Here is a 16,087-nt window from a genome sequence, read left to right on the forward strand (position 1 = left end):
TGTACAAATTTAAATTAAGGAAATTGAAAATTGTAGAAAGTAAATAGGAAGGTTCGAAGAAAAGAGGTAATAATTCGGTGCTGAAAAAATTATAGCATTAAATCATTAAAAACAGGTCTTTATTTCGACATATTTCACCAATTTGTAAAAATTTTAGGAATGTTTTTTTATAACCATTGAAAAAAGACAGGACATTTGCCCTGTCTTTTTTGTTACTCTGTTTCTTCCATTAAAAGCAATTGATCGCCGACTTTTACTTGCCCTGTTTTTTTAACAGAAGCATAGACGCCGAAGTGCATATTCATTTCATCGTATACCTTTTTTAACAAAGAGAGGTCGCGCACTAGCGTTTCAGGGTCGATGGTGATCATTGCACAGCGTTCACAAAATTGATCCACTTGCAACTCAACGTTCCCGATTGATAATCTCTTCCCAATCCAGTCCTTTTCGTTGATCGACTCTTCCTCTACAGTCACGATAAAATTCGGCCGAAAGCGGCGTGCATCTAATCGCTCACCCCATAGTTCTTCAAGCTTTCTTATCGTAGTATCAGTTACAATCAGGATGCTGGCAGTATCTACGGACAGAAGCTCAGGGGTTACCGGATGCGGTGCTTGAACACTTGTCATCGAGATTTTTTTTGGATAATAGGGTTGAATTTCCGTTAATAATGCTTCATCCCAGCGGAATTCCCGGCCATCAGGTGAAACAACTGTTATTTCTTCATTTAAAAGGCTTGCCTTGTAAGCAAGCATATTCGGAATCTGTCTTGCTGTAATAAAACTTTCCCAGCCTGTCTTCTCTGCATCATAGAAGGCGCAAAAACGATCGCCGTGTAAACCGTATGTTTCAATTTGACATGAATCCAATGGTTCACCCGCTAATGATTTGACAGGATAGCGCGTGATGCTGCTTATAGTACCAACCTTTACAGCCATCGATTCTCCCCCTAAATAATATGATTTACAATAACCATCCCCGAGCCTTACTCAAATATTGGGCTTAATGCTTTTTCATTATGAACTCGTTCCATTACTTCCGCAAGCAACTGAGCTTAATATTCAAATATTTTTAATAAATTAAAAAATATACAAGATTTTTATTCACCTATATATTTTCAAAACTATTGGATACCATTCACAATATTCTTCACTCTAGAAATTGGGTTAGTCCCCATGAATTTTAAAGATTGAGTTGATCACGACTGACCTTGCTAATCTACTATTCAAATTTTATACTCGAGGGTTTTGGCTAAGCCCTGTTTATACGGGGTGCGTGGCAGTTGGCCAATATGTCGTTCATATTTTCCTCCATCTAACACAACAGGTTCTTCATTTAAATAATACATTTCTACCACTTCACGCATTCCACGATTGAAAAAACCAAGGAACCGAATCATATTTTTGCTTATCGTCGCTACTTTTTTATCATAATGCGTGATTTGTCTAAGCGTATCTATTATTTCTTCTCCGGTAATGACATCATACCCTGGAATATTCCAATTTTGGCCATAAGCTTTCTCCGTCATGGCCAAATTCACAAGTGCTTTGGCTCCATCAGGGGTATAAATAAATTCTCTGGGAATTCTTTGGTCTCCGACGTATCTGGATTTCTTACTCTTCTTAATATTCTTAAGGGTATAATGCAAAATAGTGTTTTCTGCGTTGGGACCGTAAAAATCAGGGAAGTGGGCAATGACGGCTGAAACACCTGATTCCCTTATCATTGTCTCCACTTGAAGCCGGATTTTTCCTTTTTTTGTATGAGGGTTTTTCAGTGTTGTTTCGTCCACTTTCTTTCCATTGCTTCTTCCATAGGCGTAAATATTATCAACGATTGCCAGTTTTGCATCGCTTTCCTTGGCAACAGTCACAACATTTGTGGCAAGTCTCAGTAACTTCTTCTCCCATTCTTCGTAAGGAATGTTTGCCGCATGAAATATAACATCGACCCCTTGAGCAGCTTCTCTTACATCATCAAGTCGATAAATATCTCCTGGAAAAATCGACACAATGGAATCTGCTGCGAACAATTTTTCCAGTTTTGAACGCGTACGGGCAAAGGCGGTCACTGGAATCCCTCTCCCCGTTAATTCCCTTACAATCGAATACCCCATGCCGCCTGACGCACCTAAAACTAAAGCTTTTTTCATAAAAAAATCCCTCCCAGCATTAATTGACCACTGTTCAATTATAGTTAAAAAAATTATTTAATGGACTTCAACAAAAATTCAGCATGAGCCTCTGCCAAGTCTCTTACATCTTCAAAGCTGTCCACGTGCCGGCAATAATGTGTGATAAATCCATGTAGAGACAAAAACATGAGCCATATTTCCTGTACCTTCATTTTCTTCACGCTTAAGTGAGAAATACTCTGAGCAAAATTTTCATAGGTCCTACTTGGTCCTTGGTTTACAAGATTTCTAACTTCTTCATCCTTGATCAGAAACATGATTTCATAATGGCTTTGATGATTCAGACCAAATTCGATAAAAGCGACCAGTAGCTGTTTCAGTTTGCCGATTGGATTAAGATTCTGTTCAAGAACATCACGAAGCTTTTTATTCAGCAAATCAAAATGCTCTTCTACTAGGGCAGAAAATAGTTCGGCCTTATTCTTAAAATGGTAATAGATCGCACCGTGGCTATAGCCAAGTTCTTTGGCAATTTGCCTCATAGAAACATGCTGATAGCCTTTGCTTACAAATAAATCTCTTGCTGCATCCATTATCATATCCCGAGTTAATTCTTGCTGGACAATCTTTCGCGGTGACATTTTTTCCTCCTTATTTGACCACTGGTTAATTAATATTATAAATTATTTTTTATTACCTGTATAGTATTTCCATTGTAATTTTCTTTAGCGAAAGCAACGGAAACGATCAATGTTATAACACATATAAGCTCAGTTGATGCAAATGTAGCTACCAATTATGCAAAACGGACGGGGCATAAAAAATTAATAAAACGCACAGCATCATGTTTCTGCTGTGCGTTAATTGTTTTGAATATGTTGTATAATGTAGAACATATGAGCAATTATTCAAATAAAGGACTTACCGCTTTTTCATTATGAATTCGCTCAATTGCTTCCGCAAGCAATGGGGCAACGGATAAGGCGGTTATTTTATTATGCAGTTTTTCATCCGACAGCTTTATTGTATTCGTCACCACTAATTCTTTAATCGACGATGACATGATTCGCTCAATAGCTGGTCCTGAGAAAACTGGATGGGTACAGCAGGCGTACACTGCTTTTGCCCCTTCTTCCATTAAAGCGTTGGCCCCGGAAGTGATGGTTCCGGCTGTATCAATTAAATCGTCGACAATAATGGCATTTTTTCCATGAATGTTGCCAATAATGTGCATGATGTTGGATGTATCATGTTCTGGACGGCGGCGGTCGATCAATGCGATCGGTGCATTTAATAGACTGGCCAATTTTCTCGCCCGAACAACACCACCATTATGAGGTGCCACAATCACTATGTCTTCCAAATCTTTTTTCGAAAAATAGTCGGCAAGAATTGGAATCCCGGTAAGATGATCCACCGGCATGTCAAAGAAGCCTTGTGTTTGCGGCGCATGGAAGTCCACGGTTAGGATTCTAGTTGCCCCTGCCGTTTCCAAAAGGTTAGCTATCAGCTTCGCGGTGATCGGCTCACGGGATCTTGCTTTACGATCCTGGCGTGCATAGCTATAATAAGGGATAACAACAGTAATTTCCTTTGCTGAAGCTCGCTTCAATGCATCAATCATGATTAAAAGCTCCATAAGATGTTCGTTTGTCGGCTGTGAAGTAGATTGCACGACAAACACTTCGCTTCCGCGAACGCTTTCTTCAATATTGATTTGGATTTCCCCGTCGCTAAATTGCGTCACAGAACATTTACCAATCCCGCAGCCAAGGGCCGCCGCTATTTCTTTGGCAAGTTCGTTATTCGAATTTAATGAAAACATTTTAAAATTCTTTTTTAATTTGTAAGACACCGTATTTCCTCCATGCAAAATAATTTTGTCTATTTTTTATTTTACATGAATAAAAGGAATTTCGACATCTTTTAATCTATGATTTTTAAAAACGTTTTATTCGTTGTGGCTAATGTGAAAAATTTATTGATTTTGGGCAATGGACAAAGCCTCAAATGACCGATTCTTTATTAATCCACTTGTTTTGGGCAATGGACATGGCTTCCATTGACCTTTTCTTTGAAAAACAAATAGTTTAGGGCAATGAACATGGCTCCCATTGACCTTTTCTTTTAAAATCAATTAGTTTTAGGCAATGCACATGGCTTCCATTGACCTTTTCTTTGAAAAACAAATAGTTTAGGGCAATGCGCGGGGCTCCCATTGACCTTTTCTTTAAATATCAATTAGTTTTAGGTAATGCACATGGCTTCCATTGACCTTTTCTTTCAAAAATCAACTAATTTTGGGCAATGAACAAAGCTTCCATTGACCGTTTCTTTCATAATCAAATAGTTTTGGGCAATGAACAGGGCTTCCATTGACCGTTTCTTTAAATATCAATTAGTTTTAGGCAATGGACATGGTTCCCATTGACCTTTTCTTTAAATATCAATTAGTTTTAGGCAATGGACATGGCTTCCATTGACCTTTTCTATTAAAACTATCTAGTTTTGGGCAATGGACATGGCTTCCTTTGACCTTTTCTTTTAAAATCAAATAGTTTTGGGCAATACACATGGCTCCCATTAACTGATTATTTAATGATCACTTTTTTTGGACAATGGACAAAGCCTCCTTTAACCGTTTCTTTAAAAATCAATCACATCCAGGTCATGTGCTCATGTTACTATGACCACTTTCGTCTATCTCAAATGAAACTGCCATCTTGAACAAATCCCCATCGTTTCAATGTCTAATATACATCCCATCGTTAGTCAATAACACGCGCCACTTCATGACCGCATGTTTTGCATGTCCCGTGCAGGACAATTCCATATTTTGATTCTTTAACGGTATAATTTTCAATTTGGACGACATCACAACAATTGGAACACCAAACATTTCGTTCCAGTGATTTTCGAGTTTCTGCAGGAATGGATAGCCATTTTTTATTTGCAGAGAAAGAAATTGTTTCTTCTTTTGGTTTTTTATTGATATCACCTTTTGCTTGTTCAAGCACTTCTATTACTTCCTCAATTCTGGATTTCACCTTTTTATATTCAAATGAATGCCATGCATTAAGAATCACGATGAAGTCTTTATTCCCCGAGTCCGCGATCTTATCCAATAATAGAAAAATCATCCTGCGGTCCAGATCCTTCAACGTTTCAACGAATTCATATTCTTGATATTCAGCAGCCTCTAAGAGTTTTATAAAAAGTTCTTCGGTATACGTTTCGCGTTCTATCTCCCAGCCTTTATCGGTATAGACAAGTAATGGAATTCCGAAATCATATTCTATGGCTAAATAATCATGTATAATCATCCAATCGACCATGGCGAGAATTTCTTTCTGGGAAGTTCCCTGAAAAGCACCATATACCGGACTATGTTCCATGCCACGTTCTAAAATTCTCTGATCCTTTGATCCGGCAAGAATTTTAGCCAGCATTGTGCGACCTCCGCTCATTATTAAATCATCGGCACCACGAAGAATAATTTTTATCTCATGATCAGATATTGTTTTAATTCCCATTGGATTAAGTTCAACTTGTCCTCTTTTTACTTTTTTACCCATGTTTGGCCCTCATTCTATTTTAAAATATATATTAAGTATGACCATTTATAAGGAAGGTTGATACTATTAACAAACTCCGAAATAAATTACTTTAGCTTCTGTTTTTCCCAATAATCATAAATAAAATCTTTAAACAATTGATTTAATGCAGCCTTTTTTTGTTTCATCAACCATTCTGCCTGGTCAATCGGCAGCTTTAGTTTTATTTTCACTTCTTCATCAGGCATTTCCACTTTCCTAATTTCCTCGAGCGTAATCCCATCTTCAATATTTGGGAAGCACGCCTCATTTTCATGGACTATATGGAAATCACCATACTCCTGTATATCCTCTAGCTCAACGTATAAATTCAGCTGCGGAAGACCACCCGACAGACTGTTAACGTGCATAATCAGGTTTAGTAATCTGCCGTCCTCTAATTCTATTTCAACAATTAGATTATCCAGATTTTTATATTTTTTCACGACCACTTCACTTACAATGATGTCCAATTGTAGAGAGAAGCCTTCAGTGGATTCATAGATATAAATCGCACTATTAAAAATGTAAACACTTTCTCCATCTATTTTAATTGCTCTCGCTTTATTCATAAAACTGCTCCTCCAAAGGAAGCACAGGGTCCGGTTCTTCTGCTTCCTAAAAACAATTCGAAGAAAGCACGAGAACCGTCCTCCCTATGCTTCATTAAAAGTTTAACTCTAACCATTCGTCAGTTTCTTTAAAGCCAAATTTTTTGTAAACTGGTCTGCCCATTTTGGAAGCACCTAGCCATATTTTTGTAATTCTTGCATTTTTAGCTTCATTAACAACTTTGGATAGTAATTTTGTAGCGATGCCTTGGCCACGGTAATTTTCCTTGGTGTACATATTGGAGATATAGGCCTTTTTGCCGCTTTTATTTGTATAAGAAGGTGGGAAATCATAAAAAATGACAGCACCGCATGCGATGATTTCGTCTTGGTCTTCTACCAGCCACTGAATTAACGAACCGTCACTTAGTTTATTTTGAAAGAAAGTAAAAAGTTCCGTATCGATGTCTATACTTGGCTCTATTCCTTCATCTACTAATTGCTTTTTCCTTAAGTCTACCAATTCGTCAATGTCATTGGTGGTTGCTTTACGATAATTCAATTTTTTAACACTCCTATATTAATTGAGTTATGTAAACTACACTAAATTCTTTTCCTTAATACCTTTCATTTTATCATGTATTCATATTCTCAACATATAAAAAGTCAAAAGCCCTTTTGTACCGTAAAAAGCGGAATGGTCCTTGTTTACCAAGTATAAAAAAGAAGCATGGTAATCTCCCCATGCTTCTATGTCTTTTATTTAATTAATACATCTTCTAATACAGGTTCTTTAAGATATTAGATAATTTCCTGCAGGATTTAGCGACAGTTGCTCTGTGTTAAAGGTTAAACTGTGCAGCAGGTTTTTTCTTGCTCTCATGTTCATTGAACCCTTCAATGTGCACTTCCTCGATGATTTTCCTTGCTTCCGTGTTCATTGGGGGCTTCAATGTGCACTTCTTCGTGGATTTCTTTTGGCTCTCGTGTTCATTGAGCCCTTCAATGTGTACTTCTTCGATGATTTTCCTTGCTTCCGTGTTCATTGGGGGCTTCAATGTGCACCTCTTTGTGGATTTCTCTTGCTCTCGAGTTCATTGAATCCTTCAATGCGCACTTATTCGGTAATTTCTCTTGGCCTCGTGTTCATTGAACCCTTCAATGTGCACTTCTTCTGTAATCATGAATCGTCCCATGCATGATTTATTCTTTAACAACTTAAATTTTTATCGATTTGCTCCAAAGTTTTTCCAATAAAGTCTTGAATAACGTAAGTTCCAGCCCGATGGTCATAAGGAGTATCTCCCTTATTAATGATAATCAACGGGACGCCGCGTTTTCTGTATTGTGGAAAACTTGAAAATGGTGTCACCTTGAGACTTGTACCCAACACTAAAATACAATCGGCTTGTTCTATGTATTGAAGAATGGTTTGAAATCCCTCCGCTGTAAACCATTCCCCGGCATCCCCAAACAAAACAACATCCGGCTTGATATAGCGGTCTTTTTCCCTTTTGGTTTGACAATCGTTGCAAACATAATATTCCTCCATTGTTTGCATTCGTAAAACCATTTCCTCCGTTGGATAGATTTTTCCACAATTTAAACACGAGGCGGTTTTCATCGTTCCATGGAACTCGATGACATGTTGACATCCTGCTTTTTGATGAAGTCCGTCAATGTTTTGCGTAATAATATGCCGAACTTTACCCTGACCCTCCCATTTTGCCAGAATTTCATGTCCTTTATTTGGTATGGCATCAGGATGGTAAAGATGCTCAACTGCAAACTGATAAAAGTCTACCGGATTATTATAAAAATAATCCAATGAAAGGATGTATTCCGGCGCGTGCTGATATACACCTGTTTTCGACCGGAAATCCTTGATCCCCGACTCCGTGCTGATTCCGGCGCCTGTCAGCGCAACGATGTTTTCCGCGTATCTAATTAGATTGGTACATGTTTCGATAGTGCTAATCATTATAAAAACACCCCAAGTTCATCCTTTTATTCCTGATGGTTCATCTTCCAAGCCTTAAATTTCTCAAGGTCACCAACGACTTGTTTAATAGCAAACCCAATTACAGCAGCATCATCAAATAGTCCTAATCCAACGATAAAATCCGGGATTAAATCCACCGGAGAAACAAAATAAATAATGGTAGCAATGATTGTAATGATTGATTTTGCGGGGATTTCCCGATAATCTCCTTTAATCCATGCTTTAAATGCTTCAAATAAAAGCTGGAGATTTTCCCAAACCTCTGTCAGCCTGCCCTTTCTGTCATTCGCTTTGTTTATTGCTTTATATAAAAGGTTCTCAGCTTTTTCTTTATCTTGCATGTATTCTTTCGCTTTTGATTCATATTTTTTATAACCATTTTCATAATCCTTCTTTTTTAGCATAGCTCGTACCTCCTTGGTTTCCATTGGCTGCCGTACTAACTCCTAGCCTAGGCTTTTTGTTCCCAATTACTGAATTAACTTTTTTCCCGGACTTGCTGTCGCCAATCTAATTATAATTTATCATTAAAATACCACAAAAGCGCAGGAAACAATCGTTTCAGCTGCGCTTTTATAAATTAAACTATTTTTTTTAACAAAAACTCAACTTTCTCTTTAAGACGTTCTTTTACACTTGGATCCATTTCCATTTCGTCCATCGTTTCTTTCAATTTACCAAACCATATTGCTGCTCTCTCGGGTGAAATTTGGAATGGATGTCTTTCTTTTACTTGATTTGCTTGTTTGCCTTGCTCCTGAGGAGAATCCTCGGAAACGAGACGATTGATAAAAACTCTTTGCCGTTCTTTGAGTAATTCAATGTCCACGTTTCTTTCTTTGAACATGGAAACATAGTAGGAGTCTTGTAAAAGACTGTCATAAAAGCGCTCTACCATTTCATTTACTTTTTCTTGTTCTAATAATGTTGACATATATATACCCTCTTTTTCTAAAATGAAGTATTTTCTACTAGCATTATAGTGTAAACTGAGTTCAAAAAATGTGACTTACATCACGATAATTCCTTTGACGAAAAAAATAGAACCCTTTAGCAGGGTTCCAAACGCTTGATATTAACTAATTAATATCTCAACCGTCGATTAAAGTCGCGCTCAATACCTTTTTTCCAACTTGAATCTAGCTTATTGCCGCCTCGAATATTGGTTACGGCTTAGCTAACCGCCTCATAATTCAGCTGAGTTCCAATTTCATCGGCATGGTACTCAACGGCGAAATCCTCTCCAATTCCAAATTGGGCAGCGGTAGAGATAGCATCAATATTCGCGCCAAGGAATAAGAATTCCCACCCAAACTTCTCTTTTTGATACTGGACCATTTTTTTGATTTTGTCCGTTGTGAATTCCCGGCTGGCATTTTCCATTCCATCGGTTGTAATCACGAACAATACCTTTTCGGCCTGTTCACTCTCACTCGTCTTCTTTTGTACATTCACTATTTTTTGAATCGTAAACCCAATCGCATCTAATAATGCCGTTGTTCCGCCAACTTGATAGTCCTTTTTGGTAATAGGCGAAATTCCTCTTACGTTAATGCGGTCGTGCAATAATTCGTACCCGTGATCGAATAGTACGGTCGTCACGATGGCCTCTCCTTCCGCCTTCTTCTGCTTTTCGAGCATGGCATTATAGCCGCCAATCGTATCTACCTCAAGTCCTGCCATCGAGCCGCTTTTATCTAAAATAAACACTATTTCCGTTTTCATTATAATCATCCTCTGCTTCGTTAATAAACAAAGGATATCAATTAATTGAAAGGAAATGGTCGCTTTAAAAGCGACATTTTACGCCCCAAGGAGCGGCTGGTCAAATGCAAATAGAACTTGATTGATTTCATGAATATCGTATTGGCCTTGTTGTATAAAGAATTCAATGATGACATCAAATTTACTGCTGCGTGACAACGTATACCCGGCAGCAGTCAAGAGGTCAAGAGTTTCGTCTACATTTAGCTGCAAAGCAATCGCAAAAGCGACGACAGTCATTTTCTTCGGAGTATAATCTACCCCATTCCGGATTTTAGAGAATAACCGCCTGTCAATATTAGCTCTTTTGTATGTCTCAACATCAGTTATTCCTTTTACATCGATAAACCGAAGGAGTCTTTCGGAAAACGATTCATCGAGCTGGTCTAAAAGGTCAACTAATGAATATTCCGCTTCATGATAAACATCTTGCTGAAGAATTTCAACATCCCGTATTTCCTCGATTCTATTACGTTGAAAGAACGTTTCTACTTCATTAACATAATGCTCATCAATATATTGATGAATTGACGTAAATAACTTCTGGCTGATTCCGAAAGCTTTCTTGTCAAAAACAACAAGATAAACCTGCATATCATGCTTCATTAAAAATGAACTAATAGTGGATACAGCAATTTGTAAAGCTTCCTCTTTTGGGTAGCTATAAATACCAGTTGAAATGAATGGGAATGCAATCGATTCACATTGATGGTTTTTCGCCAGTTCCAATGAATTCCAATAAGAAGACTTAAGCATTGCCGCTTCTTGATGGGAACCTCCTTGCCAAATCGGTCCAGGAGTATGGATGATATATTTAGCATCCAAATCAAATCCATCCGTTATAACAGCTTCACCCGTATTACATTCCCCAATTTGATCACATGCCTCTTGCAGCTGGCGGGCTCCTGCTGCTTGAAAAATCGCACCGCAAACACCGCCGCCCATTTTCAAAGCGTTATTGGCAGCATTCACTATTGCGTCTACTTTCATCTTGGTAAGATCATGACGAACAATTTCTAACGGCATAAGCTCTTTCCTCTCCTATAATCGTTCTTTTTTCTTATTTTACCAATTAGGAATGATGAAGGGAATCAAAAGGAGGGGTGAACCATTGTTATAGGTCTTTGGAATGAGAAATGGCAACGAAATTTTTCAAAAAAATAGTCTTTTTCAAGAACATAAGTTATAATGGAAGTAAGATATTCATACATTAAAAAAAGACCGAACATGGCTGGAAGCATGTCCGGTCCAGCAATAGGCGGTTCCCTCTAAGGGGTCGGCTAAGGGCAGAATAATCCACCAGAGCGCTAACTCAAGGGTGGATTATTTTTTATGGTTATGAAATGACAGAATCGCCATGACTAAGCTGGCAAATGATAGTGCTAGCATCAAAGCTTCAAAAACTGTCAAGCGGCATCACCCCCTTTCTAATTGGGAGCGGGCCGACCACCCTTGAGAAATCCAATTCTATTGCTTCTTTATTTTACCACATTATTCATAAAAATAGAACGTATGTTTTGTAATTGTCGAACGATTTATTCTATTATTTGCCACAGCACTTCTTATACTTCTTCCCACTGCCGCACGGACATGGATCATTTCTGCCAATTTTCTTTTTTGCTGCTAAATCATAGACTTTGCTTTCTTGATCTGGAAGCGGCAGTAAGGACTTCCTCTCCTGTGCTAATAACTCCTCAGGTGTAAAGCCTTTAAGGAACCATTGCCTCGTGTTATTCATAAGATTAACGACTTTTTCCATGCAGGCCTGCACTGTATCTAAATCTGGGAATTCAAGCCGGGTTTGCAGAAACTGAAGAATTTGATTCGGTTCTTCCCCAATTTGAGTTGCGCATATACATTCTTCTACGATCCCATCCGCCTCTTTTTTACTAATTTGATAGTTTTGGGTTAGAAAGTGAACAAATTGAAGGTAGCTTTCATTACGATCGTTAAATTCTGGTTCACCAGCTTTTAGCAAATCTTCTTTTGAGAACGGGAAATACGGGATATCTTTGCGGATTTGATGTTCCTGTTTTACTATTTTTGGATCCATGACACTGAAATAGGAAAAGCCGGATTGGTCCATTTTAAATTGTTTATAATAGGAACTAGCATCCTCTATCACACGCAGATAATCTGCGAGTCTAACCGTTTCATTCGTATATTTTTCTAGCAAATCGCTAATTTCACTAAGATTCAAAGTTCCGTAATAATAGAGAAATCCTTGCGTAAGCTTGATCCATTCCGTATTCCGCCGGCAAATAGTCGTGATTTGCTCCTCATTCTCTTCGAAAAATGAACTTTCAATAACCTCTTCGGGTATGACTGCAACCTTTTTTCCATTAAACGTTCCGGAAAAAACGATACCAGTATCACGAAAATAATTAATCTGATGCGGTTTTAATGATGGGTTTTCAATGAATCCGCCTTTGCGAATTATTTTTTGGATCAGCTTATAGCGTTCTAGATCCAAATTCCCGATAGTACTCTTAAGCGAAAGCGGAATCTCTTTACATAGTAATTCGATTAGATCCGCTTTTTTCAATTGGCTTGCGCCGCTGATCTCTAAACGTTTTCTAATATCGCTTAATTCATCTTTTGTAAGCCTTTTAAGCGCATCCTTCATTGTTAAAGGAACAGAAATCTCGCTCCACCTCTTCAATTCCTGTTTCTCTTCCATTTTCCGAGACATTTCTTTCATTTTCCCTAACGAATTAAGTAATTGTTTCGAAACTGCCTCATCTATGTTGTTGTTATTACTCAAAATCCTCACCTCGGAAAAAAATATAATTATTATTATAGCAGAAAAATGATATAAGGGGGCGGTTCTTCGGTTTCATCATGGAAACACTAGAACCGCCCCCTTGCAATTTATACACTTATACTTTCGGTTGATGATTTTGTTTGAGGCATTCGATTGGATTCCGGCATGAATACTTCAGGATATCCATAACTTCCATGCTCGCTTAAATCTAACCCCATTTGTTCTTCTTCAGCTGTAACTCTTAATCCTTTCAAAACAATTTTTAACAAACCTAATATGGCAAAGGAAACAATGAAGGCATAAAGGGCAGATACCGTCACCCCTATAGCTTGAACTCCGAGCTGCGTAAGTCCGCCGCCGTAAAATAAACCTGGATGCCCAACTGTTGCTAATTCAGGGGTCGCAAACAACCCAGTAGATACCGTCCCCCAAACACCAGCCAATCCGTGTACAGAAAGAGCATAAATTGGATCATCAATTTTCCATTTATCAAAGAGTCTGACGCTATAAAACACCAGTATACCAGCGATTAATCCAATGATTACAGCGGCCCATGTTTCAACAAATGCACAGGACGCCGTGATTCCAACAAGACCTGCTAATGCACCGTTTAACATCGTAGGAACATCTGGTTTTCCCATTACGACCCAAGAAATAAACAAGGCACTTATGGCCCCGGCTGCTGCGGCCAGGTGAGTATTTAGGGCAACGAATCCAAAAAAGCCTTTTTCCACACCTAACGTACTCCCAGCATTAAAACCAAACCAACCAACCCATAATAACAAGACACCTAGGGCGGTGAATACTTGGTTATGTCCATACAAATTATTTGCAGAGCCATCCTTGTTATATTTTCCTAGTCTTGGTTTTAAAAGAATCGTTGCGGCCAATGCTGCCGCTGCCCCTGTTAAGTGGACGACAGTAGAACCGGCAAAATCTTGCTTGCCGTGTTCAGCCAGCCACCCGCCGCCCCAAATCCAATAGGCAACTACTGGATAGACGATGCAGGAAAACAAAAGGGCAAACAGGATATACACGGATAGTTTAGCTCGTTCCGCAAAACCGCCAAACGCTATGGTCAGCGAGATCCCGGCAAACGCCATTTGAAAGACGAAGAATGCCGCTGATGAATATTCTTGCCCTGCTATCTCATAACCTGAGTAAAAAAAGTGAGAAAGGCCAACTAAGAAATTGCCATTTTCACCAAAGATAAATCCAAAACCTATTGCCCAAAACACGATAGAAGCAATTCCTAAAGTGAAAATAGTTTTTCCAGCAATGTGCCCGGCATTTTTCATCCGGGTAGAGCCAGCTTCGAGCAGAATAAACCCGGCTTGCATCAGAACCACCAAAATCGCTCCCACTATAATCCATACACTATTTAACAAATATAGCTCAGTCATCTTACACGCTCCTTTAGTAATCGAGAATATTAATTTGATAATGGTCCAGCCAAGTATTAATTTGAATGAAATATGCCATTAGCTGCGGGCCGGTCATCAGCTGCCCGAACCAAGGAGTTTTAAAGGAGGCGCCATCAGAGTCGATGATTTCTTTCATCTTTTGCTTAGAAACTAATTCGAGTAATGGAGAGGTTTTGTCGCTAAGGATAGTTGAAAGCTGATTCTTTACGAGTTTCATATATTCTGGGTGATGCGTTTTTGGGTAAGGACTCTTTTTTCGGTAAAGAACATCATGAGGGAGATCACCTTCAAGAGCTTTTCGCAAAATGCCTTTCTCCCGCCCATTTAGCATTTTCATCTCCCACGGAATGTTCCAAACATATTCTACGAGACGATGATCTGCAAATGGGACACGGACTTCCAAGCTGGCACCCATACTCATACGATCCTTTCTTTCTAGCAATGTATTCATAAACCAGACCATATTCACGTAAAACATTTCCCGGCGCCGTGCTTCTAATGGACTTTCTCCATCAAGCTTTGGAACCTCCAGTACCGTCTCGCGATACCGATCGTTCACATATTCCTTTAGATGAAGTTTCTTTTGCCAATGCGGATGCAGCAGCGACTGCCGCTCATCCAGCGATTTCATCCAAGGAAATCCACCTTCGAGCAACAATTCTTCCCGATAAAACCACGGATAGCCTCCAAAAATTTCATCCGCACATTCACCAGACAAAGCAACGGTATAATCTTGCTTAATCCGTTCGCAAAACCACAATAGTGAAGAATCCACGTCAGCCATTCCAGGTAAATCCCGAACGATAACCGCATCTGTTAACTGCTTTGCGAGCTCCCGATTATCAATAATTTCTGAATGATGAATTGACCCTAAATACTGCTGCATTTTGTGAATCCAAGGTGTATCTTGATCAGGCTGAAAGGAATTTGCTTGGAAAAATTCATGATTTCGATCATAATCAATCGAGTACGTATGAAGCGTTCCCCGGCTTTCTTTTTTAAAATAAGTGCTCGCAAAAGCACTAATGGCGCTGGAATCAATTCCGCCCGATAAAAATGTACAAACAGGAACATCGGCCACCAATTGCCGTTCTACCGCATCCTTTAACAGAATCCTTACCTGTTCAACGGTTTCATCTAATGAATGAGCATGCTGGTTGCTTTTCACATTCCAATACCGTCTTATCTTTAAACCATTTTGATCATAGGTTAGAACATGTGCAGGTCTTAGTTCCTGGATACCCCGAAAAACGCCGCATCCCGGAGTTCGGGAGGGGCCGAGTCCAAAAACCTCCTGCAGCCCTTCCCGATCAATCTCAGGTTTAACCGATGGATTTGCCAGTATGGCCTTCAATTCAGAAGCGAATAGTAAACTTCCATTCTCTTCTTTATAAAAAAGCGGTTTTACACCAAGGCGATCCCGTGCCATAAATAGCTTTTTCGCTTGATGTTCCCAAATCGCAAAAGCGAAAATCCCATTTAAATGTTCGACACATTGCTCACCCCATTCTATATAGGCCGTCAATAACACTTCCGTATCAGAATGAGATCTAAACTGGTGTCCAGCTTTCAGTAATTCCTGCCTAATTTCTTCTGTATTATACAACTCTCCGTTATAGACCATGGTATAGGTACGCCCGTTCCCCGCCTTGGTCATCGGCTGTGCTCCGCCAGAAGGATCGACAACAATAAGCCGTTTATGACCGAGTAGTGCTTGCGGAGAGCTCCAAACGTTCGAAGCGTCAGGGCCGCGCTTGTTTAATGTTTCCGCCATTTTTTCAACGATGAATACCTGCTTCGTTAAGTCTTGATGCCAATCAACCCATCCTGTTATTCCACACATGATTCATCACTC

General features: G+C 39.1%; 17 protein-coding genes. All 17 read right to left on the bottom strand.

The genetic code is table 11. From position 1 onward, the window contains the following. Positions 1-212 precede the first annotated feature (212 nt). A complete protein-coding gene (locus tag A6749_RS25420; protein ID WP_066399182.1) occupies positions 213-938 on the bottom strand; it encodes an MOSC domain-containing protein in 726 nt (241 codons plus the stop codon). Positions 939-1,225: 287 nt separating this feature from the next. Then, the gene (locus A6749_RS25425; RefSeq protein WP_066399191.1) at positions 1,226-2,152 is read right to left on the bottom strand and encodes an NAD-dependent epimerase/dehydratase family protein; all 927 of its coding nucleotides are present in this window, start codon (positions 2,150-2,152) and stop codon (positions 1,226-1,228) included. Between the two features lie 53 nt (positions 2,153-2,205). Then, a complete protein-coding gene (locus A6749_RS25430; protein WP_066399193.1) occupies positions 2,206-2,775 on the bottom strand; it encodes a TetR/AcrR family transcriptional regulator in 570 nt (189 codons plus the stop codon). Positions 2,776-3,038: 263 nt separating this feature from the next. Beyond that, positions 3,039-3,989: a ribose-phosphate diphosphokinase gene (locus tag A6749_RS25435; protein ID WP_269085713.1), complete on the bottom strand. Its 951-nt coding sequence runs from the start codon at positions 3,987-3,989 to the stop codon at positions 3,039-3,041. Between the two features lie 913 nt (positions 3,990-4,902). Next, a complete protein-coding gene (locus A6749_RS25440) occupies positions 4,903-5,709 on the bottom strand; it encodes an RQC domain-containing protein (RefSeq protein ID WP_066399196.1) in 807 nt (268 codons plus the stop codon). A gap of 86 nt (positions 5,710-5,795) precedes the next feature. After that, positions 5,796-6,299: a hypothetical protein gene (locus A6749_RS25445; protein WP_066399206.1), complete on the bottom strand. Its 504-nt coding sequence runs from the start codon at positions 6,297-6,299 to the stop codon at positions 5,796-5,798. 94 nt (positions 6,300-6,393) lie between these two features. After that, positions 6,394-6,840: a GNAT family N-acetyltransferase gene (locus A6749_RS25450; RefSeq protein WP_066399209.1), complete on the bottom strand. Its 447-nt coding sequence runs from the start codon at positions 6,838-6,840 to the stop codon at positions 6,394-6,396. A gap of 280 nt (positions 6,841-7,120) precedes the next feature. Further along, positions 7,121-7,336 (bottom strand): hypothetical protein, encoded by a 216-nt coding sequence (locus A6749_RS25455; protein WP_066399212.1) that lies wholly within the window; start codon positions 7,334-7,336, stop codon positions 7,121-7,123. Between the two features lie 152 nt (positions 7,337-7,488). Further along, positions 7,489-8,259, bottom strand: a complete 771-nt coding sequence (locus A6749_RS25460; protein WP_066399215.1) for an NAD-dependent protein deacylase — start codon at positions 8,257-8,259, stop codon at positions 7,489-7,491. 26 nt (positions 8,260-8,285) lie between these two features. Then, positions 8,286-8,684: a YkvA family protein gene (locus tag A6749_RS25465; RefSeq protein WP_066399217.1), complete on the bottom strand. Its 399-nt coding sequence runs from the start codon at positions 8,682-8,684 to the stop codon at positions 8,286-8,288. Positions 8,685-8,860: 176 nt separating this feature from the next. Next, positions 8,861-9,214, bottom strand: coding sequence for a protoglobin domain-containing protein (locus tag A6749_RS25470; RefSeq protein ID WP_066399220.1), 354 nt, complete (start codon positions 9,212-9,214; stop codon positions 8,861-8,863). A 239-nt stretch (positions 9,215-9,453) separates the two neighbouring features. Continuing rightward, a complete protein-coding gene (locus A6749_RS25475) occupies positions 9,454-10,005 on the bottom strand; it encodes a vWA domain-containing protein (RefSeq protein WP_236719733.1) in 552 nt (183 codons plus the stop codon). A gap of 78 nt (positions 10,006-10,083) precedes the next feature. Next, positions 10,084-11,070 (bottom strand): macro domain-containing protein, encoded by a 987-nt coding sequence (locus A6749_RS25480; protein ID WP_066399223.1) that lies wholly within the window; start codon positions 11,068-11,070, stop codon positions 10,084-10,086. A 297-nt stretch (positions 11,071-11,367) separates the two neighbouring features. Then, positions 11,368-11,454 carry a putative holin-like toxin gene (locus A6749_RS29430; RefSeq protein ID WP_223282685.1) on the bottom strand — a complete coding sequence of 29 codons (87 nt, stop codon included), beginning with the start codon at positions 11,452-11,454 and terminating at the stop codon, positions 11,368-11,370. 133 nt (positions 11,455-11,587) lie between these two features. Beyond that, on the bottom strand, positions 11,588-12,808 hold the full coding sequence (locus A6749_RS25485) for an SEC-C metal-binding domain-containing protein (RefSeq protein ID WP_084797982.1): 1,221 nt from the start codon (positions 12,806-12,808) through the stop codon (positions 11,588-11,590). 107 nt (positions 12,809-12,915) lie between these two features. Continuing rightward, entirely contained in the window at positions 12,916-14,211 is a 1,296-nt protein-coding gene (locus A6749_RS25490) for an ammonium transporter (protein ID WP_066399225.1), read from the bottom strand. A gap of 13 nt (positions 14,212-14,224) precedes the next feature. Further along, the gene (asnB, locus tag A6749_RS25495; RefSeq protein ID WP_066399227.1) at positions 14,225-16,075 is read right to left on the bottom strand and encodes an asparagine synthase (glutamine-hydrolyzing); all 1,851 of its coding nucleotides are present in this window, start codon (positions 16,073-16,075) and stop codon (positions 14,225-14,227) included. Positions 16,076-16,087: the final 12 nt, after the last annotated feature.

Origin of the sequence: Neobacillus mesonae, assembly GCF_001636315.1 — a bacterium.
Taxonomy (GTDB): Bacteria; Bacillota; Bacilli; order Bacillales; family Cytobacillaceae; genus Neobacillus; species Neobacillus mesonae.

Excerpts from the sequence above, each read along its gene's own strand:
- A6749_RS25460 (WP_066399215.1), bottom strand. The coding sequence starts at position 8,259 with ATGATTAGCACTATCGAAACATGTACCAATCTAATTAGATACGCGGAA.
- A6749_RS25480 (WP_066399223.1), bottom strand. The coding sequence starts at position 11,070 with ATGCCGTTAGAAATTGTTCGTCATGATCTTACCAAGATGAAAGTAGAC.
- A6749_RS25470 (WP_066399220.1), bottom strand. The coding sequence starts at position 9,214 with ATGTCAACATTATTAGAACAAGAAAAAGTAAATGAAATGGTAGAGCGC.
- A6749_RS25425 (WP_066399191.1), bottom strand. The coding sequence starts at position 2,152 with ATGAAAAAAGCTTTAGTTTTAGGTGCGTCAGGCGGCATGGGGTATTCG.
- A6749_RS25440 (WP_066399196.1), bottom strand. The coding sequence starts at position 5,709 with ATGGGTAAAAAAGTAAAAAGAGGACAAGTTGAACTTAATCCAATGGGA.
- A6749_RS25445 (WP_066399206.1), bottom strand. The coding sequence starts at position 6,299 with ATGAATAAAGCGAGAGCAATTAAAATAGATGGAGAAAGTGTTTACATT.
- A6749_RS25475 (WP_236719733.1), bottom strand. The coding sequence starts at position 10,005 with ATGAAAACGGAAATAGTGTTTATTTTAGATAAAAGCGGCTCGATGGCA.
- A6749_RS25420 (WP_066399182.1), bottom strand. The coding sequence starts at position 938 with ATGGCTGTAAAGGTTGGTACTATAAGCAGCATCACGCGCTATCCTGTC.
- A6749_RS25430 (WP_066399193.1), bottom strand. The coding sequence starts at position 2,775 with ATGTCACCGCGAAAGATTGTCCAGCAAGAATTAACTCGGGATATGATA.
- A6749_RS25465 (WP_066399217.1), bottom strand. The coding sequence starts at position 8,684 with ATGCTAAAAAAGAAGGATTATGAAAATGGTTATAAAAAATATGAATCA.
- asnB (WP_066399227.1), bottom strand. The coding sequence starts at position 16,075 with ATGTGTGGAATAACAGGATGGGTTGATTGGCATCAAGACTTAACGAAG.
- A6749_RS25490 (WP_066399225.1), bottom strand. The coding sequence starts at position 14,211 with ATGACTGAGCTATATTTGTTAAATAGTGTATGGATTATAGTGGGAGCG.